22 protein-coding genes and 1 riboswitch are annotated in these 20,120 nt (G+C 62.0%); of the genes, 6 read left to right on the forward strand and 16 right to left on the reverse strand.

What is annotated here, in order from left to right; all coding sequences use genetic code 11:
• The first annotated feature begins 149 nt into the window (after positions 1–149).
• Positions 150–305: riboswitch (FMN riboswitch) on the forward strand.
• A gap of 136 nt (positions 306–441) precedes the next feature.
• The 4 genes from EIH26_RS01190 to EIH26_RS01205 all read left to right on the forward strand — a co-directional run bounded on the left by EIH26_RS01190 (position 442) and on the right by EIH26_RS01205 (position 3,737).
• Positions 442–1,029 carry an ECF transporter S component gene (locus EIH26_RS01190; protein ID WP_124060395.1) on the forward strand — a complete coding sequence of 196 codons (588 nt, stop codon included), beginning with the start codon at positions 442–444 and terminating at the stop codon, positions 1,027–1,029.
• 83 nt (positions 1,030–1,112) lie between these two features.
• On the forward strand, positions 1,113–1,934 hold the full coding sequence (locus tag EIH26_RS01195) for an energy-coupling factor transporter ATPase (protein WP_124060396.1): 822 nt from the start codon (positions 1,113–1,115) through the stop codon (positions 1,932–1,934).
• Entirely contained in the window at positions 1,910–2,938 is a 1,029-nt protein-coding gene (locus EIH26_RS01200) for an energy-coupling factor transporter ATPase (protein WP_124060397.1), read from the forward strand. The genes EIH26_RS01195 and EIH26_RS01200 overlap by 25 nt, the downstream gene beginning before the upstream one ends.
• Positions 2,931–3,737 (forward strand): energy-coupling factor transporter transmembrane protein EcfT, encoded by an 807-nt coding sequence (locus tag EIH26_RS01205; RefSeq protein WP_124060398.1) that lies wholly within the window; start codon positions 2,931–2,933, stop codon positions 3,735–3,737. Before EIH26_RS01200 ends, EIH26_RS01205 begins: the two co-directional genes overlap by 8 nt.
• Positions 3,738–3,752: 15 nt before the next feature.
• Here the strand turns inward: EIH26_RS01205 and EIH26_RS01210 are convergent, their stop codons facing one another.
• The 4 genes from EIH26_RS01210 to EIH26_RS01225 form a co-directional block, all read right to left on the reverse strand.
• Positions 3,753–4,073 carry a DUF1292 domain-containing protein gene (locus EIH26_RS01210; RefSeq protein WP_124060399.1) on the reverse strand — a complete coding sequence of 107 codons (321 nt, stop codon included), beginning with the start codon at positions 4,071–4,073 and terminating at the stop codon, positions 3,753–3,755.
• Positions 4,074–4,096: 23 nt separating this feature from the next.
• Complete coding sequence (gene secD / locus EIH26_RS01215) at positions 4,097–6,667, reverse strand: protein translocase subunit SecD (protein WP_124060400.1); 2,571 nt, start codon at positions 6,665–6,667, stop codon at positions 4,097–4,099.
• 168 nt (positions 6,668–6,835) lie between these two features.
• Complete coding sequence (gene tgt, locus EIH26_RS01220) at positions 6,836–7,984, reverse strand: tRNA guanosine(34) transglycosylase Tgt (RefSeq protein WP_124060401.1); 1,149 nt, start codon at positions 7,982–7,984, stop codon at positions 6,836–6,838.
• A complete protein-coding gene (locus EIH26_RS01225) occupies positions 7,985–8,854 on the reverse strand; it encodes an HAD family hydrolase (RefSeq protein ID WP_241152721.1) in 870 nt (289 codons plus the stop codon).
• An 84-nt stretch (positions 8,855–8,938) separates the two neighbouring features.
• On the opposite strand from EIH26_RS01225, the gene EIH26_RS01230 reads away from it, so the two are divergent.
• Positions 8,939–9,721, forward strand: coding sequence for an epoxyqueuosine reductase QueH (locus EIH26_RS01230; RefSeq protein WP_124060402.1), 783 nt, complete (start codon positions 8,939–8,941; stop codon positions 9,719–9,721).
• A gap of 72 nt (positions 9,722–9,793) precedes the next feature.
• Positions 9,794–10,879 (forward strand): tRNA preQ1(34) S-adenosylmethionine ribosyltransferase-isomerase QueA, encoded by a 1,086-nt coding sequence (gene queA / locus EIH26_RS01235; protein WP_124060403.1) that lies wholly within the window; start codon positions 9,794–9,796, stop codon positions 10,877–10,879.
• Positions 10,880–10,994: 115 nt separating this feature from the next.
• Here the strand turns inward: queA and EIH26_RS01240 are convergent, their stop codons facing one another.
• The 12 genes from EIH26_RS01240 to EIH26_RS01295 form a co-directional block, all read right to left on the reverse strand.
• Positions 10,995–11,198, reverse strand: a complete 204-nt coding sequence (locus EIH26_RS01240; RefSeq protein ID WP_124060404.1) for a cold-shock protein — start codon at positions 11,196–11,198, stop codon at positions 10,995–10,997.
• Positions 11,199–11,375: 177 nt separating this feature from the next.
• Positions 11,376–11,795, reverse strand: coding sequence for a hypothetical protein (locus tag EIH26_RS01245; RefSeq protein WP_124060405.1), 420 nt, complete (start codon positions 11,793–11,795; stop codon positions 11,376–11,378).
• A 26-nt stretch (positions 11,796–11,821) separates the two neighbouring features.
• Positions 11,822–12,922, reverse strand: a complete 1,101-nt coding sequence (gene ruvB, locus EIH26_RS01250; protein WP_124060406.1) for a Holliday junction branch migration DNA helicase RuvB — start codon at positions 12,920–12,922, stop codon at positions 11,822–11,824.
• 19 nt (positions 12,923–12,941) lie between these two features.
• The gene (ruvA, locus tag EIH26_RS01255; protein ID WP_124060407.1) at positions 12,942–13,529 is read right to left on the reverse strand and encodes a Holliday junction branch migration protein RuvA; all 588 of its coding nucleotides are present in this window, start codon (positions 13,527–13,529) and stop codon (positions 12,942–12,944) included.
• Positions 13,526–14,032 carry a crossover junction endodeoxyribonuclease RuvC gene (ruvC, locus tag EIH26_RS01260; RefSeq protein ID WP_124060408.1) on the reverse strand — a complete coding sequence of 169 codons (507 nt, stop codon included), beginning with the start codon at positions 14,030–14,032 and terminating at the stop codon, positions 13,526–13,528. The genes ruvA and ruvC overlap by 4 nt, the downstream gene beginning before the upstream one ends.
• A 66-nt stretch (positions 14,033–14,098) precedes the next feature.
• A complete protein-coding gene (locus tag EIH26_RS01265; protein WP_124060409.1) occupies positions 14,099–15,157 on the reverse strand; it encodes an MBL fold metallo-hydrolase in 1,059 nt (352 codons plus the stop codon).
• Positions 15,158–15,271: 114 nt separating this feature from the next.
• Positions 15,272–16,033, reverse strand: a complete 762-nt coding sequence (locus EIH26_RS01270) for a YebC/PmpR family DNA-binding transcriptional regulator (RefSeq protein WP_124060410.1) — start codon at positions 16,031–16,033, stop codon at positions 15,272–15,274.
• Between the two features lie 57 nt (positions 16,034–16,090).
• Positions 16,091–17,026 (reverse strand): aldolase, encoded by a 936-nt coding sequence (locus EIH26_RS01275; RefSeq protein ID WP_124060411.1) that lies wholly within the window; start codon positions 17,024–17,026, stop codon positions 16,091–16,093.
• 171 nt (positions 17,027–17,197) lie between these two features.
• A complete protein-coding gene (locus EIH26_RS01280) occupies positions 17,198–17,485 on the reverse strand; it encodes a TM2 domain-containing protein (protein WP_164470938.1) in 288 nt (95 codons plus the stop codon).
• Positions 17,475–18,254: a TVP38/TMEM64 family protein gene (locus tag EIH26_RS01285; protein ID WP_124060413.1), complete on the reverse strand. Its 780-nt coding sequence runs from the start codon at positions 18,252–18,254 to the stop codon at positions 17,475–17,477. The genes EIH26_RS01280 and EIH26_RS01285 overlap by 11 nt, the downstream gene beginning before the upstream one ends.
• Positions 18,255–18,308: 54 nt before the next feature.
• Entirely contained in the window at positions 18,309–19,370 is a 1,062-nt protein-coding gene (locus tag EIH26_RS01290) for a PRC-barrel domain protein (RefSeq protein WP_124060414.1), read from the reverse strand.
• A gap of 109 nt (positions 19,371–19,479) precedes the next feature.
• Entirely contained in the window at positions 19,480–19,998 is a 519-nt protein-coding gene (locus EIH26_RS01295; RefSeq protein ID WP_124060415.1) for a YtxH domain-containing protein, read from the reverse strand.
• Positions 19,999–20,120 lie beyond the last annotated feature (122 nt).

Genomic DNA, 20,120 nt, shown 5'->3' on the forward strand with positions numbered 1-20,120 from the left:
CTATGTTCCGAGAGCAGAGCATACCGCAAAGCATTCCGCATCAAGCGCAATCGGAAGAAAAGATACGGGGGCGATACGCGCAACGCCGTCGGACTGGCGAAAAAGCCCCTTGCACGCGCAGCGCGCCCGAACTAGAATTCGTCCCATGAATTCTGTTTCAGGGCGAGGTGAAAATCCTCACTGGCGGTAATCGGAGCCGGCGGTCAAGCCGCGCCCCCCGAGAGTCCGCGAACCCTGCGCTTCGCAGGGCCGATCCGGTGGAATTCCGGAACCAACGGTTACAGTCCGGATGGAAGAGGCAGAAATCGCACGCGATCGCACTATATTCGCATGTGGTTACGGGCCCGTATGAATCCAGGAATTCATGCGGGCCTTTCCTTGCGATGCGAGGCCGAGGAAACCGGGCCCGGGCGAACCGTTTGCCTCGCGCAAGGAGGAACCATGTCCACCGACGAAACGACACTCGCATTCACCAATACCAACCGATGGGAGACGCGCCAGATCGTCACGATGGCGCTTCTGGCCGCCATCGGCGTTCTGCTGTCGTTCATCGAGATCCCGCTCATGCCCGGCGTTCCCTACCTGAAATACGATCCCTCCGCCGTTCCCGCCATGGTAAGCGGGTTCTCCTTCGGACCGGTCGCCGGCGTTGCGGTGGGCATCGTGACGGGATTGATCCACGGTCTGCTTACCAGTAACTTCTGGGGAACCATCATGGTGTTTGTCTGCACCACCGCGTTCGTGCTTCCCGCGGCCCTCGTTTACGGAAAGCGCCGCACGTTCAAAAGCGCCATGGTCGGCCTCGGGCTGGGAGCGGTGTGCATGGTGGTGTTCGCCATCATCGGCAACCTGCTGGTCACGCCCCTGTACTCGGGAATCGGCATCGAGGCGGTGCTGAGCATGATCGCACCCGTGCTGCTTCCCTTCAACATTCTGAAGTCCCTTGTGAACGCCGCCCTTACCCTCGTCGTGTACAAGAGCGTGTCAAACCTGCTCACACCCAAGAAAAAGCAGGTACGCGGACGCTAGCGCCTTTTCGCCGGCATCGAGGCCCAAGGTGCCTCGATGCGCCCGACTCGCACGACCCACGACCACGACCCTAAGGTAACGCCATGATCGATTTCTCACAGGTCGGATTCACCTACGACGGCGAGCGCTTCGTCCTGAAAGGCATCGACCTTTCCATCGGAAGAGGGGAATTCGTCTGCATCCTGGGCGGAAACGGATCGGGAAAGTCCACCCTCGCCCAGCATATCGACGCGCTTTTGCGGCCCGACGAGGGATGCGTGACGGTCAACGGGTGGAACACGAACGACACTACGGCGCTCTACCTCATCCGATCGACCGCCGGCCTGGTGTTTCAGAACCCCGACGACCAGATCGTCGCCAGCATCATCGAAAACGACGTCGCCTTCGGCCCCGAAAACCTGGGAGTGAAACCCGACGAACTGCGCCGGCGCGTAACCGCCGCGCTTGCGCAGGTGGGTCTCGTGGGGTTCGAGGAGCGCGACACCGGTGCGCTGTCGGGCGGTCAGAAGCAGCGCGTCGCTTTGGCGGGCGTCTTGGCTATGGAACCGCAGATCCTCGTGCTTGACGAGGCAACCGCCATGATCGATCCGCGCGGGCGCAAGGGCCTCCTGAAGATCTGCCGACAACTGAACGAAACGGGCATGACCGTCGTCATGATCACCCACTTCATGGAAGAGGCCGCTTCGGCCGATCGCGTGGTGGTGCTGGACCGTGGGCGCATCGTCGCAGACGGTGCGCCCACCGACGTGCTGGTGCGCGCCGAAGACCTGGAGCATCTGCACCTCGGCGTCCCTTGCGCAGCCAAACTGGCAATCGAGCTGCGGCGGCGAGGGGTTCCCGTATCCGTTTCCATCGACGAGCGAGCATTGGAGGACGAACTGTGCCGATTGTTTTCGACCAGGTAAGCTACTCCTACGACGAGAAGGCCGAGGCGTCGCGCAGACGCGGGATCATGGCCCGAATTCGCAAGGAGAACCGGGCGGATGTCCAAGACGGAGCGCCCCCGGAGAAACCCGCCTGGGGTTCGACCGCCCATCAGGCGTGGGCGCTTCGCGACGTGTCCTTCACCCTGGAAGACGGCGAGTTCCTTGGTCTATGCGGACATACGGGAAGCGGGAAGAGCACCCTCATCCAGCATACGAACGGGCTGCTGCACCCCACCGGCGGACGCGTGATCTCCGACGGGGCCGACCTCTCCGACAGGCGGGCGGCACAGCGCTGCCGCTTCGACACCGGCATAGTGTTCCAGTACCCCGAACATCAGCTGTTCGCCGAAACCGTGTTGGCCGACGTATCGTTCGGCCCGCGCAACCTCGGCCTTTCCGACGAAGAAGCCGTCGAGCGCAGTCTCGAGGCGCTGCGCGCGGTCGAGCTGGATGCAAACGGCATTGCGGACAAAAGCCCCTTCGAGTTATCGGGGGGACAGCAGCGCCGCGTCGCGCTGGCCGGAGTGATCGCCATGAGGCCCTCGGTGCTCGTGCTTGACGAACCGGCGGCCGGGCTCGATCCCCGGGCGCGCGCAGAAATGCTGAGACTCGTCGATCGCCTGCATCATGAGGGCATGACCGTCCTCATGGCCTCTCATAACATGGATGACCTCGCGCGCCTGAGCGACCGCATCCTTGTACTGAACCGAGGAAGCGTCTTCATGCTGGGGACGCCCGAGGAGGTGTTCTCCCGCGGAGACGAACTGCGCTCTATCGGCCTGGACGCCCCTTTCGCTCAGAACATAGCCGACTCGCTGCGCGCACGCGGCATCCCCCTCGATCGAAAGCTCTACGATATCGAAAGCCTTGCCTCGGCGCTGTCCGAGCAGTACCGAGCCCGCAACTGCGATGGACGGGCAGAGGGAAAAGACGCCGAGGGCGCCTCGGGCAACAACCGATCGGACGGCACGCATCATGCCTGATATCCCCATCCTCGGAAACTATCGGGCGGGCTCGAGCATCGTTCACCGGCTTGATCCGCGCACCAAACTGCTTGCCGCCCTCGCCCTTATCTTCATCACGTTCGCCGCGCAGACTTTTTCCGCTCTCGGAGCCCTGACCCTATTCGTTCTCGCCTGCGTGATGGCGGCCGAAATCCCGGTGGGAGACGCGCTGAAATCGATCGCGCCCTTGCTGTTTTTCGCCGTCATCACCGCACTGGTCAACCTGTTTTGGACGCAGGGGGGCGCTACGCTGTTCCAATGGGGATTCGTCACCATAAGCGAACTGGGCGTGCGCACAGCCGCGTTTTTCGGATACCGCATGATCCTGCTGCTGATGGCGGTGAGCCTACTCACCCTGACCACCACGAACCTCGATATCACCGAGGCCTTCGAGCGCGTGTTGAAGCCGCTTCGCCGCGTGGGCGTGCCCGTCCACGAGCTAAGCATGATGATGGGCATCGCGCTGCGGTTCCTTCCGCAGTTCGCGTTCGAGGCGAAGGCCCTCTATATGGCGCAGATCAGTCGCGGGGCGAGATTCTCCCAAGGCGGGGGAAAAACCAGGATGAGCGCGCTCGGCTCGATCGCCGTACCGCTGTTCACCAGCGCATTTCGTCACGCAGAGACGCTTTCGAACGCCATGGAGGCGCGCTGCTACCACGGCGAACAGGGTCGCACGCGCCTGGCGCCGCTTGCATTCGGCACGCGCGACGCGGTATGCGCGATAACCCTCGCCGTCGCGCTGGCCTGCACCGTTGCGGCGAACCTCCTACCCTGGTAAAGAGACGCGAACAACCTAGTCTTCGAAGTCGTACAGGTCTTTGGCAACCTTGCGGAACTCCTCGTACGCCTGATCGGCGATGGCTTCATCCTCCACCATCTCGAACTCGGAAGGCTGGCCCTCCTCGTCGCTCTCCACAACCTCGAGCACTAGCACCTCGCCGGATTGATCGGCGTCGTCTTCCCCTGTCGGGAAGAAGAACCCGTACTCGCGTTCGGATATGATCACGCTTCCCAGGAACTCGAGTTCAATGGAATCGCCATTCTCGTCCTGAAGCGCGATGGTCACGCCCTCTTCGGTGGGCGGGCAGAAATTAGGGGCGCTGGCTTGACGCATGTTGCCTCCTTGGCATTCTCTTGTTAGCGACGCTTCTTGCGGTTGGCCGATCCCGTCACCGAGACGGAGGCCGAGTGATCGAACTCGAACGTTCCCACCTCGGGACCTAACTTCTTCTGAAGCTTGGCATAGCGCTCTTCGCGGGTCTTCCACAAAGCGAACAGCGGCGTCGCGACCGCGATGGAAGAGTACGATCCCGCAATCAAGCCGATGACCATGGGGAACGCGAAGTCCCGCAGCGTCTCGCCGCCGAACAGCAGCATGGCGATGACGGGGATGATGGAGGTGAGCGTCGTGTTCACCGTGCGCAGGAACACCTGGTTGAGCGAATGATTCGCCATCGTCATAAACGAGCACTTGATGCTGAGCTCCTTGGCGTTCTCGTTGATGCGATGGAAGACGACCACCGTATCGTACAGCGAGTACCCCAGAATCGTAAGCAGCGCGGCGATGGTGTTGGGCGTGATCTCACGTCCCACCAGCGCGTAGACGCCCATCACGATGATCAGGTCATGCAGAAGCGCCACCACCGCCACGATACCCATCTTGTATTCGAAGCGTATGGCGATATAGACGATGATCAGCAGCAGCGAGACCAGAAACGCGATAAGCGATGCGCGGATGACGCTGGAGCCCCAGTCGGGTCCGATGGTGGATACCTGGATATCGGAAGTGGAAAGCCCCAGTTCCGCAGCCACCTTGTCGGCGGCGGCGCTGGAAACCTTCGCATCGGTCTGGGTGGTGCGGACCAAAAAGCCCTCTTGGCCGTCGGCCTGCGTGGTCTGAACGGTCGCGTCGTTGACGCCCGCGTTGCGCAGGGCTTGGTTCATGCGGTCGGCCGTCACGCCGTCGGTGTTCGAGAACGTGACGGACGTGCCGCCCACGAACTCGATGCCGAAGCTCATGCCCTTGACGCCCACCACCGCAATGGAAGCGGCCACCAGCACGGCCGACACCGCCAGAAGAACCCTTCGGCCCTTCATGAAGCCGATGTCGTGCTTGATGAAGCGTCCCTTCAGCGCACGGACCGCCGCTACGGCCCTCGACCCCTCCTCCTCGCGCTTGCCAGCCACGCGATCGGTGATAGCGCGGTTCATAGCCTCGCCGATCTCGGCGTCGGAGGTGGAAACGCCCTCGACTTCGGCAAGCGCCGCATAGGCGCGATGGGCCTCCTGGCTGTCCTTGAGGTCCCAGAATCCGGGGTGGCGCGCGATAACGCGCGGAGCGAGCAGACGGATGAGCGGGGCTTTGAACAGCAGCATCATAACGATGTCGCAGATGATTCCCAACGCAAGCGTCAGGCCGAAGCCCTTCACCGACGCGGACGCCAGGAAGAACAGCGACAGAGCGCTGACCAGGGTAACCAGGTCGGCGTCGATGGAAGTGAGAATGGCATGCCTCACGCCGGTGATCGAAGACGCGCGCACGCTGCGTCCCATGCGCACCTCCTCTCGGAAGCGCTCGACCGTAAGCACCGACGAGTCGGCGGCCATGCCGATAGTGAGCACGATGCCCGCAACGCCCGACAACGACAGACTGAAGAGGCCGAAATGGGAAAGAGTGGCCAGAACGCCCAGGTAGAACACCGCGAACACCACCATGGCGCCCGCCGTGATCAGGCCCAGACCGCGGTAGAAGAACAGCAGATACAGCATAACCAGCGCAAGACCGACCAGAGCCACCACTACGCCGGCAGCCAGCGCGCCCTGACCGAGCGTCGGGCCGACCACCTGGCTTTGCGCGTATTCGAAGCTCACAGGAAGCGACCCGCTCTGGAGCACCGTCTGCAGGGCCTTGGCGCCATCGAGCGTGTAGCCGCCCGTGATGGAGACCTTGCCGCCGGTGATTTCGGACTGAACGGCGGGAGCGGACTGAACCTCCCCATCCAAGATGATGACGATCTTGCCCTTGGTGGGCGCCAGCTCGCGCGTCGCATCGGCGAACGCCTGGCTCCCCTCGCCGTCGAGCGTGACGTTGACGGCGTAATCGGTACCCGCCTCGGATGCGTGGTCCACCGAAACGCCGGTGATGTTCGCACCCGTGATCATCGCGGTGTACTGATCGGACCCCACCTTGAGGTTGCCGCTGTCCTGCGCGGGAAGGGAATTGCCGAACGCATCGGTGACCTTGGCATTCTCGCCGTAGTTGCCCGAATCGATCTTGCTGCGCAGCGTCGAGTCGGTGAAGGAGTCGAGGCGCGCGAACTCGAGCTTGCCCGTCTTGCCGATGGTTTCCAGGGCCTTTTCAGTATCGGTGAGACCGGGGATCTGAACGAGGACCTGGTCGGATCCCTGACGCTGAACCACCGCTTCGCTCGCACCCAGCGCATTCACGCGTCTCTCGATGATGGCGCGCGAGGTCTCCATATCCTCGTCGGTGATTGCGCTTCCGTCGGTGCTTTTCGCGGTAAGCACGACCGACAGGCCGCCCTGGATATCAAGGCCCTGATTGATGCGTTGCGCGGGGGGCGTGAACGCGAATACCGACGCAACGATCAAAAGCGTCGTGACGACGAGTAGCCAGATATTGCGACGATCGACGGATGCTCCCGACTTCTTCTTGCGGCTCTTGGCCTGATTGGCTTTAATGGCCATCGCACTTCCTCTTCCATCCCTTGACTCCGGCTCGCTTGCACGCAGCGGCCGGCATCATATACGCGAACCTGATTATTTTGCCACAGGAACAAAGAAAAACCTTCTGGGAACGGAAAGTTAGACGCATTATCAAACTTCTTACGTCATCGGCGCCGCCTTGGCCGCGGCCTAGTAGTCGTCGGCTCCGGGAGACGCCATCCACTCCCGATAGAAATCCTCGTACGCGCCGGCCAAAACGGCCTCGCGCGCCCGCGCCATGAGATCGATGAGGAAGTGCAGGTTGTGGATCGAGAGCAGAATGCCTCCCAGCATCTCCCTTTGCTTGATCAGATGGCGGATGTAGGCCCTCGAGTAGCTGCGACACACCGGGCACGAACATGCGTGATCCAACGGCGAGAAATCGCGGGCGAACTTGGCGTTGCGCAGGTTCATGCGCCCCTGGCTGGAAAACGCCGTGCCCATGCGCCCCGTGCGCGTGGGAAGCACGCAGTCGAACATGTCCACGCCCTCGCGCACCGCGCGCACAAGGGTGGTGGGGTTGCCAACGCCCATAAGATAGCGCAACTTGCCTTCGGGCATCGCACGGCACACCGCCCCCAGCGTCTCGAACATCACGTCATGGGGCTCTCCCACCGAATAGCCGCCGATGCCGTAGCCTTGGAATCCCCGACCTCCCGCCGCGCGGCTTTCCGAATCGATGCGAACCAGCGCGTCGACGCTCTCGAGGCGCAGATCGAGGTGCATTCCCCCCTGCACGATCGCAAACAAGGCCTGATCGGGTCTGGTGTGGGCGTCGCAGCAGCGCTTGGCCCATTCCCACGAGAGCTTCGTGGAAGCCCGCACATCCTCTTTCTTCGCCGGGTACCCGATGCACTGATCGAGCTGCATGCAGATGTCGGCTCCGATGCGCTGCTGGATGTCCATGTTCGACTCGGGCGTCCAACGATGTCGGCTGCCGTCGTAGTCGCGCGCCTGGAAGGTCACGCCATCGCGATCGACCTTCATCATATGGTCGAGACTGAACAGCTGAAACCCGCCCGAATCGGTAAGCATGGGACCGTCGTAGTTCATGAATCTCTGGATGCCGCCCGCCTCTTCGATCAAATCGACTCCGGGACGCATGTACAGGTGATAGGTGTTCGCTAAAACCACCTGGGAACGTATCTGGTGCAGCTGATCGGCCGTAACGCCTTTGACCGTCGCATGGGTTCCCACGGGCATGAACAGGGGCGTTTGGAATGTTCCGTGCGCGGTTTCGTAACTGCCTGCGCGGGCATGGCCGCTGCGTCCTTCGATCCGGTACTCAAACAGGGCCATCTACGCATCCATCTCCTCAGGGCCCCTCTTGCGGGGGACCACACCCAACCTGGCAAGCGCAGCCCCGGTAAACGTCGGGTCCACCGAACCGCGCTCGACCGACGCGGCGGGGTTCGCGCAGACGGGCAGTCTTTCGACCCAGGAAGCGAACTGCGCAAGCGTCCCGTTGCGCACCGACGTCGCATCGAACCCGTTGGGGTTCAGCAGGTTGTCCGTAACCAGAAACGCATCGGCCCCCAGATCGCAGCAGGCGAGGTCTTCGACGGTGTTGTTCCCCACCATCAGCACCTTGTCGGCGGGTACGTCGGCGGCCAGCATATTCTCGACGAAGTACGCGGCATGGGGTTTCGTGGATCGCGAGTTGTCGAAGCACGTCGCGCGCTTGAACAGCGACGAATCAAGGCCCGCCCACTTCAGCCGCTCGTCAACCGCAACCGGGGGAAACAGTGGCATGGTGGTCAGAAGCAGCGGATAGCCCTTCTCAACCAGGGCGCCCACGACGCGCGCGGCGTTCGGGTCGGGTTCGACCATACGGCCCACCTCGGGAAAGACTTCGAGGTAATACGCGTCGAACCGGTCGATCCAATCCGTCCAGTAGCCGTCGTTATATCGCATGAAGGCTCCCCAGAACTCCTGGTCGTTAGTGGTATCCAGATCGTGATCGCGCATAGCGGCGATGCCCGCGGAAAGTCCGCGCTTGAAATCGTCCTGATCGGCGCCGGCGCGCACCATGAACCGCGCGATGCTGTCGAAGTAGCGTTTCAGGAATTCATCCAGATCCATCGGCAGAAGCGTGCCGTCCAGATCGAAGAACACCGCACGCACATCCATATCTTCGGGGGCCCTGAAGGCGCCGCTCTGTTCATTCATGGCTGTTCCCTCACCCTTGTTCTTATCGGCAGACTCGTTCGTTAAGGTAGTATAGGGCACATCGAAAGGAGCGCTGGAAACCCGATGAAATTGCTATTGCACGCATGCTGCGGCCCTTGCTCGCTCGAACCCGTCAGACTGCTGGCCGAGGCGGGCCACGACATCGCCATCTTCTACTCGAACAGCAACATCGCTCCGCGCGAAGAGTACGAAAGGCGCCTGTCGGAGCTGCGCGCGTTCGCCGATTCGGCGGGAGTTCGGGTTATTGAGGGAGCCTACGACCCGGCTGCATGGGAGGCTGCCGCAGGAACGCTGGGCGACAGGTTGTCCGCAGACTACGCTGCCCGCATCGACCGAGCGAAATCGGTAAGCGAGCTGCTAGACGACGCCAACCGCCAGAAGCGCTGCCGCGCCTGCTACCGTCAGCGACTGCGAGAAGCCGCCGAGGCGGCGCGGGCGGGCGGTTTCGACGCGTTGTCCACCACGCTGTCGGTAAGTCCCTACCAGTTCACCGACATTATTCGCGAAGAGCTCGAGCGCAGCGGGGATGCGGCGGGAGTCAAGGCGCTGTTCGAAGACTTTCGCCCCTACTACGATGAAGCGACCAGGCGCAGCCGCGAGGCGGGCATGTACCGCCAAAGCTACTGCGGTTGCCGCTTCTCCATCGCCGAAGGGAATGCCACGCGCGCATGGCTCAAGCGGCAGCGGGCGCTGAGGCAGGCCGCCTCGGCTCGGAAACGCGCGGACGAAGATGCCCGCCTCAGCGCCGAACGGGCCGATAAGGCCCGGCAGAAGCGCGCCTACGCCGACAAACAGGCCCGAAAGAAAGCCGTCCTGAAGGCGCTGCGCAAGCAGAACAGCGCATAGGGGCGATCGGCCTCCTCGTCCGGCGGAACCCGTCAACTCGTACCGTCCTCAAACCAACCCGAAGGCGTCCCCATGAAAACAAGCGATTTCGATTACGATCTCCCCACCGAACTCATCGCCCAGGAACCCGCGGCGGACCGCGACGGCTGCCGACTGCTGGTGATGGATCGGAAAACCGGGCAATTGGAGGACCGCATCTTCCGCGATATCGTCGATTATCTGCGCCCGAACGACCTTCTGGTGGTGAATGAAACGCGCGTGCTTCCCGCGCGCCTGCTGGGCGCCAAGCGGGGAACCGGCGGGGCTGCCGAGGTTTTCCTCCTGCGCGAGGTGTTCGATCGCGAGCCGAAAACCGATGCAAGCGCGCTGTGGGAGGTGCTGGTACGTCCCGGAAAGCGCCTGAAACCGGGGTCGGGAGCCATCGTCGACGTGCGCGACGGCGCTGGAGACATCGCCTTGTCGGCAGAGATAGTCGATTGGGTGGAAGGTGCGACGAAAGGAGAGCGCATCGCACGGCTCTCTACCGAACTTTCCTCGCTTGACGAGGCGCTTCACCGCGCGGGACATACGCCCTTGCCCCCCTACATCAAAAACTACGCAGGCGACGAGGAGCTGTACCAAACCGTCTACTCCAAAAAGGAGAGCTCGGCCGCGGCGCCGACCGCCGGCCTGCACTTCACACCCGAGCTGATCGAGCGGCTTAAGAGCAAGGGCGTCCGCTGGGAAACCGTCGAGTTGGAAGTAGGGCTGGACACGTTCCGCATCGTCGACGAGGAGGACCCCGCCGACCACAAGATGCACACCGAGTTCTATACGGTGCCAGCGCGCACCATCGCCGCCATCGAGGAAACGAAGCGGACGGGAGGGCGCGTGATCGCGGTGGGGACCACGAGCATGCGCAGCCTGGAGAGCTGCTGGAGCCCCGAGGAGCAGCGCCCCATGGAGCGCAACCGGGAGGCAACCTCGCTGTTCATCCTTCCCGGATACCGCTTCAACGTGTGTGACTGCATGATCACGAACTTCCATGTGCCGCGTTCGACCCTCATGATGCTGGTGAGCGCGTTCTCGTCGCGCGAATTCATAATGGGCGCCTACCGCCATGCGATCGACGAGCGCTACCGCATGCTCTCGTTCGGCGATGCGATGTTCATCCAGTAGCGGGGAAAATCGAATCCGTGACCAAGCCGATGCTCCGTCACGGATTCAACCCATGAAAAAAAAACGATCCGCTTTCGCGGATCGTTTCCAGCTCTGTATCTGAATGACTCAGGAGTTAAGCTTTCATAACGTTGCTGGCCTGCAGCTTGCCGTTCTGACCGGTGGTAATGTCGAACGTGACGGCAGCGCCCTCGTCGAGGGTCTTGAAGCCGTCCATCTTGATCTCAGAAAAGTGGACGAAGAGGTCTTCGCCATCAGCCTGGGAGATGAAGCCGTAGCCCTTCTCGGGGTTGAACCACTTAACAGTACCTTGCGCCATTTCATTCCTCTTTTCTCTCCCCGGCAGGGCCGACGAGTAACACTCGCGCTGCATGGCATCAGCACTCGCCCTCACCTCGAGAGCAACGTAGATCACTATACGCTAATATGAACCCGATTCTATCGAGGAATGCAACTAACCTGTTTATTGTGGGCGCTCATCGGCAAAAAACACAGCCTATCGGCCTTCTTGGCCGCACTCGCGCAAAGCCGCGCTCTCCAAGGCCGAAAAGTCGGCGGGATCGTCGGGAAGGCCGATGCCGTAGCGCGAGGCAAGCGCTCGGGCCTGGGCCGCGCGCAGATCGGCCAGCTGGTTTTCTCCTCCTTGCTGCAAGTACACCGATTCAAGCAGCAGACCGTGGGCAAGATAGCGAACGATGCGCGGCTCGACTCCCGACACATCAAGCACCGACGCCATCGATTCGGGTGCCAGCGAAAGCATCGCGGGCCCATCGAGATCGGTGGCCCGGGAAAACGCGTCCTCGATAGAACGGGCGCTGTCAAGCGGATCGAGTTCCCGTTCCTCCTGAATGCGGGTTTTCGTCAGAGCCTCGACGAACTGGAGGATCTGCCTCATAAGGTAATCTTTTTCGTACACATGCTCTCCTTCGAGTAAGCCGCGGCTCAGAGAGACTGCGGAGGCGCGATTCCCAGATGCCGATACGCGTGCGCGGTTGCCTGACGCCCCTTGGGCGTACGTACGATCAAACCCTGCTGCATCAGATAGGGCTCGTATACGTCCTCGATCGAATCGATATCCTCGGAAAGGGCCGAAGCGATGGTAGTCAGCCCCACCGGCCGGCCCGCGAACCGAACCGCCAGCAGTTCGAGAATGCGGTTGTCCATGGCATCGAGCCCCAGCGAGTCGATTTCAAAAAAGCTCAGCGCCTGAGCCGCGACATCTTCGGTTATGGCGGCATCCCCCCGTACCTGCGCCCAATCCCGAACGCGTCTGAGCATACGGTTGGCAAGACGCGGCGTTCCGCGCGAGCGACGGGCGATCTCCAGCGCCCCTTCTTCCTCCACCGGAGTGCCGAGGATAGAAGCCGAACGCATCACGATGGCGGCCAGCTCTTCGGGCGCATAGTACTGAAGCCGATAGGCTATGCCGAAGCGATCGCGCAGGGGGCCCGTAAGAAGACCCGTGCGCGTTGTAGCCCCCACCAGGGTAAACCGAGGAAGATCGAGTCTGATCGAACGAGCTGCCGGGCCCTTGCCCACTACGATATCGAGCGCGAAATCCTCAAGCGCCGGATACAGCACCTCTTCCACCATGCGATTCAGACGATGGATCTCGTCGATGAACAAGACATCGCCCTCTTCGAGGTTCGTGAGGATGGCGGCCAGATCCCCCGTCCGCTCGATAGCCGGGCCGCTGGTGGTTTTGATGTTCGATCCAAGCTCGTTGGCAACCACGGTAGCAAGCGTCGTTTTACCCAAACCGGGAGGGCCCGAGAACAAGATATGATCGGGGGACTCGCCGCGCGCCTTAGCCGCTTCCAGCAGAATGGCCAGCGACTCTTTTACCTTGGACTGACCCAGGTAATCGCCAAGGTGTTTGGGGCGAAGGCTTCTATCGAGAGCCAAATCGTCCTGCTGAAGATCGGCAGAGACGACGCGTTCGCGCGCCTCGGCTCCATCCGAGGCATCCGCCGCGCACGCCGACGGCCGAACCGCATCGCGCGCTTCAAACACCATGCCCTCTATTTCAAAATCGGAACCCATATCAACCTATCCGCACGTCTTAGCCGCCCAGTCGTTTCAACGCATATTGTATCAGCGCCGCCTCCCCGGCCGCCTCGGGTGCGCCCTTCAGCGCAACCTCCGCCTCTGCCGAAGTGAAGCCCATGGAAAGCAGCGCTTCGGTCGCTGCGGGAAGCGCCGAGGAAGCCGCAGACGCGGTTTGTGCGGACTCGGCGGAACCGCCGAAATCGTCCAGCGACCCTTTCAGCTCGAGCACGATGCGCGACGCGCCCTTCTTGCCCACACCGGGAATGCGCTGGATCGCCGCAATATCCTGGTTCGCGATATGAGCGCCCAGTTCGCGGGGGACATACGTAGACAAGGCCGCAAGCGCCACCTTGGCCCCGACGCCGCTTACCGTGATGAGTTTCTCGAAAAACCGCTTCTCGTCAGCCGAGACGAATCCGAACAGCGACATATCGCCCTCGCGCACCTGCAGATGGGTGAACACCTGCACGGGCTGACCCGCTGCGGGAAGCTTCGACAGCGACGCCGACGACATACCAACCTCGTAACCCACCCCGTTCACATCGATGTAGGCCGCCGTGGGCGTTTTACCCGCGAGAACCCCTTTAAGAAACGCGATCATTGTGCACCTCCCGCGCAGCGCGACCCCTCGTGCAGCACATAGCAGACAGCTGCCGCCAGCGCATCTGCCGCATGATCGGGCCGAGGGGTCTCGTCAAGTCCGAGCAGCTGCTTCATCATGTACTGAACCTGCGGCTTGTCCGCCGAACCCGTTCCCACCACCGCCAGCTTGATCTGGCGGGGCGAGAACTCCCCCACCGAAAGCCCCGCCTGAGCGCACGCAGCCAGCGCCGCTCCGCGCGCCTGACCCGTTGCGAACGCCGCCGAAACGTTTTGGCCGAACCAAACGGTTTCAACTCCCACCGCCTCAGGCGAAAACCGCTGCACAACTGCGGTGATCTGCTGGTATATTTTTCCCAAGCGCCACGCTAGATCTCGCTCGGACGGCGTGGACGCGCAGCCGTAGGCAACGCAGGAAAGCTTAGAGCCAACGCGTTCGATAACGCCCCAACCGGTATTCGCAAGTCCGGGATCGATACCTAGGATGATCCGTTTTTGCTGCATGCGCGGACCCTCCTCGCCCAATTCAACCTGCTATGCTTCGCCGATTATAGAACATTTGTTTGGGTATTACAAACGACCCGGCGGCAGATACCGATAAGCTCCCTCATCGTCGATCTCGCGCCGCGCAAGCCCTTCACCCACCACGTGGTCGAGAACGACCAAACCGTTCTCGAGAATAACCCAACGCTGTACGGGAAGCAGACCCGAAAAACCCTTCCCCTTGGTATTCCAACGCATAGAGCGAACCGCCTCGTAGCCCGTCGGGCCGAAGCGCCGCGCAATCAGATCGGCTGCGGCATCGATGCGCTGGCCATGGTGGCTTTTCAGCCATTCGACGCGCTCCCTGAACGTTCGACGCAGCCTTCCGTGGGAATGGCACAACAAAGAAACTCCCAGCGTGTTCACTTTATCGAGGTTGGAAAGGTAGCGTGCCATGGTGCAGGGTCGATCACACCTGAAACCCAAACCGGGCGACATGGGGTACAGCACGTGATCGCCGCTGAACAGAAAACCCGCCTGCGGTTCGTACAAAGCGAGGTGCCCCGGCGTGTGCCCTTCCACATCGATGACGACCAGACGGTGCGATCCCACCTTGATCACATCCCCGTCGCCCACGAACACCAGGTTCCGCCCGCGGTCGTCAAAGCTCTTGACGCCCATGCCGTAACTGCGGGCGATATCGCCGTAGTCGGCCGGACACCCCTCCGCACGCAGACGGGCGGCCAAAGCCCTATGAAACGAGCTTTTCTGGGCTGCGCACATGTATCCGAAATCCACTTCGCTCAGATAGATTCTCTGGTGAGCCCCGATGATGCGATCGACCAGCCCAGCGTGGTCGAGGTGCAGGTGAGTAAGGAACAGCGACATTGCGCCGACATCGATCCGCAGCTCATCGAGAACGCCGAGAAGCACCCGGAAGCTCTCGTCGGAAGGAGCGCCCGTATCGATCAGAAGCGCCTCGTCTCCGTCTCTCACTACATAGCAGTTCGTCTGCTTGGTGATGACGTTAGGAAACGGAACCGAGACGAGATACACGTCGGGGTTCGAGCCTATCTGCCAATAGCTCTCGCCCGATGAGAAATGGCCGGGAGCCTCGAAGAAGTCGTCCCTCACCCCGTACGCCATATCCCCCCCTTCGTCGCCCGAGCACCCTATGCGGCGTTCTCCACGCGGGTTCCCCTACAAAAAAGATGCGCCGGCAAACGCGGCGCATCTTGAAGTCGTCCATCCAGAAGCCGGCTACTCGGCTTCCAGAGCCGCTACAACCTCGTCGGTCATATCCATGGTGTGGTACACGTTCTGGATATCCTCGAGATCCTCCAGCTTGTCGATAAGGCGCATGACCTTCGGAGCATCCTTGGGCTCGATCGCCGTGGGCGTGGTGGGGATCATGGTAAGCTCGGCGCCGTGGGTCTCGATGCCGCCCTCCTCCAGCGCCCTCTTCGTCGCCATCAGCGCGGTGGGAGCCGTGTACACGATCCAGGATTCGTCGGCGTCCTCGTAGTCGTCGCCACCGGCCTCGGCCACGGCCAGCATGAGGTCGTCTTCGTCCGCGCACACCTCTTTCTGGATGGTGATCTGGCCTCGACGCTCGAACTGGAACGCCACCGAACCCGACGTACCCAGATTTCCGCCGCTGTGGTTGAACGCGGCGCGCACGTCGGCGGCGGTGCGGTTGCGGTTGTCCGTCAGGGCCTCGCAGTACACGGCCACCCCGGCCGGACCGTAACCCTCGTACACCACCGATTCGTAGTTAGCGGCGTCTTTACCTGCACCGAACGCCTTATCGATGGCGGTTTTGATCTTGTCGTTGGGAAGCGAATAGCCCTTCGCCTTCTCGATGGCGGCGGCAAGGGCTGCGTTGTTGTCGGGGTTGGGATCGCCGCCCTCTTTCGCCGCCACGGTGATGACGCGCGTGAGTTTGGAGAACAGGGCAGAACGCTTGGCGTCCTGAGCTGCCTTGCGATGCTTGGTGGTTGCCCACTTTGAATGTCCCGACATACGTGTTCCTTCCGAATCGGTTCGTTTCCAACGGGTGATTCTACCACAGGGGAAAAACTACAGGGAGAAATCCTCATCGCCGTTGAAAACCGCCAGAGCCTGCTCGACCCCGGCATCGCCCAGCGTGATGGCGCTGATGGCCTTGGTCAGGCGCACGGCCTCGTCGAGCGAGCGCTGATGGATGTTGCGACCCGTCGCGTTTCCGCACGCCCCGCCCACATGGATCTGATCATGCAGCTGCGCAAGGAACGTCGCGGCATCGACCGTCGATCCGCCCGCGCACACCAGACCGCAGCGACCCGCAGCCTGAGAGGCGACGGCCAAAGCTTCGGCAGACGTGCCCTCGGCGGGCTTGGGGGGGTTGACCTTCACGAAGTCGGCGCCCAAGCATAAAGCCGCGCCGGCTGCGCCGGCGATGAGCGCCGGATCCTTCTCCGCCGTAACGGCCTTGCCGCGCGGGTAGATCCACAAAACCACGACCAGACCCTCGGCGTGGGCGCGCGCGATGAGCTCTCCCGCCTCGGAGATCATCGTCGACTCGTACTCGCTGCCCAAATAGATGGTGTAGCCCAAGCCGACGATGTTCACGCCGTTGTCGCGCATATCCAAGACGCGATCCAGATCGCACAGCATCCCGGAATACGGATCCTCCTGGGAGGTGCTCACCAGGTTAGTTTTGGAGTTCATCTTCACCAGGTAGTTGATCTGGGGATAGTCGGCCCCGTACAGGGCGACCAGACCGCGCTGGGCGGCCATAACGCCGCACACGCCCTGATCGGCGATGCGGAACAGGTGCTCGGGATCGTTGTCGGCCGGATCGATGCCCTCGCCGTAGAAATCGCCGTTGAGGTGCTCGAACTTCTGGTCGCACGCGAACAGCATGAGACGTCCGGTACCGCGCGTGGCCTTCATGAAGTTATCGATGTACGTCTCGCGCATGTCGCACGCGACATCGAGCGGCACCCTCACTTGATCACGGGTAATAGTAGGCATTCGTTCCTCCTTGGTTCGACGGTCGAATGTACGACACGGTTACGATTCATTTTAGCGAACGCAGAGGATGCGCAAGCGCGAAGCCGAGCAAACGGAAAAGATCGTCAACCAAACGGTCGGATCGCGCAGAGACCACGGCGTGCGGCCGGCGCGCCCAAAGTTGCGCGATCGCTAGAACCACTCGCGCACCGAGCGGACGTAGACCCTTTGAAACGCCTCGTCGGAATCCATCAGATAGATGAGACCCTCGATAAGCGAGATGATCAGGCTGATGCCCGTTCCCAAGCCCAGCGTGAGGATGCCGCCCACCACGCTGCAGGCAAGCATCATGAATCCGGTCTGGTAATAGCCCAGATAAAACTTGTGCAGTCCGAACACCCCTCCGAACACGGCGAAAAGAGCAGCGGTGACGCGCTTTTTCGGGGGACGGAAGTCGACCGCCGAAGAGCTAGCTTCCACTGGGCGTTCCCCTCCCCCCTTTAACACGGCCACTCACGAAATCGATGATGCGGTTCTGGAAGATGATGCCGACAACGGCGATTCCGCCCACCACCACCATGATAACCACGCTGAGGGTTATGTTGCCATCGGCGAAACCGGAGGCCGCGACGGTGGACGCCACGATAGCGGGGGTGCGCGCAACGGTAGTCAGAATGAGAAACGGCCTCATCTTGATCCTGGTCAAGGGAAGCAGATACGTGAAAGCGTCCTTGGGAAGCCCGGGGATGAAGAACAGCAGGAAGACGATGACCTCGAACTTATTGGAATCCTCGAACCTGGTGATCTTATCGAGGTACTTCTGGGGGGCCATCTTCTGAACGAACGGCGCGCCCAGCTTATGGACCATCTGGTACACCAGCGCCGAGGACATAAGCGCGCCCACCACCATGATGAGCGCCCCCAGCCATGGACCGTACATCAGCCCGGCGGCGATCTGAACCACCTCGCCGGGAATGAAGGCGACGATCACCTGGAACAGCTGCAGGCCAAGCAAGATGACGACGCCCGCCGCGCCCGCGCTGCGCACGTGCTCGACCAGGCGGCTTACCCCGCCTTCGGAAAACAGATCCTTCAGCATGGGCCACATCAAAACGACGGATACGATGACGACGGCGAATATGGCAATGAGGGCTGCGAAGCGATAGACATCGCCTTTCTCCATAGCGTGACCACGCACCGTCGTCTCGCTCTGCGCCTTGCTCCGTATGGTTTCCTTGCGATCGCCCATAAAACCTAAGAATCCCTCCTATTGAGCCCGATGCGCAAAAACGCGCGCGCAGACCTATTCCTTCCGAGCCTTGTCGTACTCTTCCTTGAAGGCGGCGAACATGCCGCCCGCGCGGCCCAGCTGTCTTCCCACTGCGTGGCCGAGCGTCTTATTCTGGGGCTTTTTCCTTACGCCAGGCTTCGCGGAAGCTGTTTTTTCCCCTGACTTCTTCTGGTGCGCACATGAAGGCGCATCTTCTGCCCCGCCCCCCTTCGCCGGCGCGGATGCGCTCGAAGAATCCGTTCGGGATTTCGAGGCGGATGCGGGTTCGCCAACCTCTTTGCGGTACTCTTCCCTGAAGGCTCCAAACATGGCGCTTGCACGGCCGATCTGGCGCCCGGTTACGTACGCGCCTTTGTTGACGGCGTCGCCGACCGCCTTTGCCGCGTCGGCCGCACTCGGCTTCAGATCGTCCACCGCGCTGCGCACGGCCTCGGTCGCCTTCGCGGCGGCTTTGCCCGCCGCATCCGCGGCTCCACCTTCGGTCTCGATGCGGGCGGCCTCGTCGGACACGAGGATGGCACCGCGCACAACCTCGCCTTCCCCCTGTTCGGAGGTGTTGGAGCCGCAGTCGGACAGCGCCGCTCCTCTGCCGAATTTGAAGCCCTGCACCAAATCGGCGGGAACGGTGCGCTTGCCGACGATGGCATCGTTGGCAATCCCGTCATCGATCTCGAGCGATACGAGGATTCCGGAAAACCGCTCGAAGCTCACGTTGCCCACAGCGCCCAGCGTTTCCCCCGATGCCGTGACCACGGGCATGCCCGACCACAAAACGCAGCGGTCGAAATCCACGCCCAGCGACTTCTCGGCTTGCCTGCCGCATGCTCCGTCATCGTCGTCCACCACGATGCGACCGTCTTCGACCGCATAGCCGTCCAAAGCCACGAACAGGTCTTTTCTATGGAACATAAGCGCGAGGTCGGGACGCTTCACCAGAAACCCGACAATGCGCTTCTCCCTGGGATGAAACACGAAGCGCGATACCTTGCCCACGCGCCTCTCTTTGCCCTTGCGGCCCTGGATAACGACGCGCGAACCGGCTATATCGTCGGTGGTTGCGATGGAGCTTGCCATGGATCCTCCTCGAGGCGCCCTGCGGGTGCTGGCAGACGAAAGGCGCCGACGCGGTCAGAGCCCTCTCCGTAACCGCGGCCGGCGCCTGTGAAACTCGATATAGAGCGCATTACTCCCGGGAGTCGCCAGGTTCGATGTCGGACACCGCATCCGCCTGGATCTCGACCGGGGCGGGGCGGCTTTCCTCGGCGTTCTTCACAACCTGGGCCGCGATGCGCTGACGAGCGGCCTCGATCTTCTCGCGCAGCTCGTCGGAAGCCGCCGCGGTATGCTGGGGTCCGGCCGAAACCGCCTCCTGCACACGCGAGGCGACGGCGTTGTAAGCTTCCTGGCCCTTCTCGGTGGCCATCTGAGCAAAGTCGGTAGCCTGGGCTTTGGCGGTCTGGGCGAACTCCTGACCCTTGGCGGCAGCGTCGTGGAACACCGACTCGCCGCGCGCCTGGGCGCTGTCGTAGGCGGCCTGAACGCCCTGGGGTGCGCGGGCGGTGAAGTCCTTGGCCTCTCCCCAGATGGCATTTACCTTCTCGCTGACCAGTGCACGCGTTTCCTCACCGCGGCGAGGCGCGTACAGAAGGGCGGCGGCAGCGCCGATAGCACCGCCGATGATGAGTGTGGAGAGCTTGCCCATGATTTCCTCCTATGAACGGAAACGATGGCCTTATTATACGCAAGGAGCATCGCCGCAGCGCCCGAAGGCGCGCCGGTGCAGCCAAAAGGGTGCGCATCTTCCACACCCTCGGCACAAACGGA

Source organism: Gordonibacter sp. Marseille-P4307 (assembly GCF_900604965.1).
In the GTDB taxonomy this organism is placed as follows: domain Bacteria; phylum Actinomycetota; class Coriobacteriia; order Coriobacteriales; family Eggerthellaceae; genus Berryella.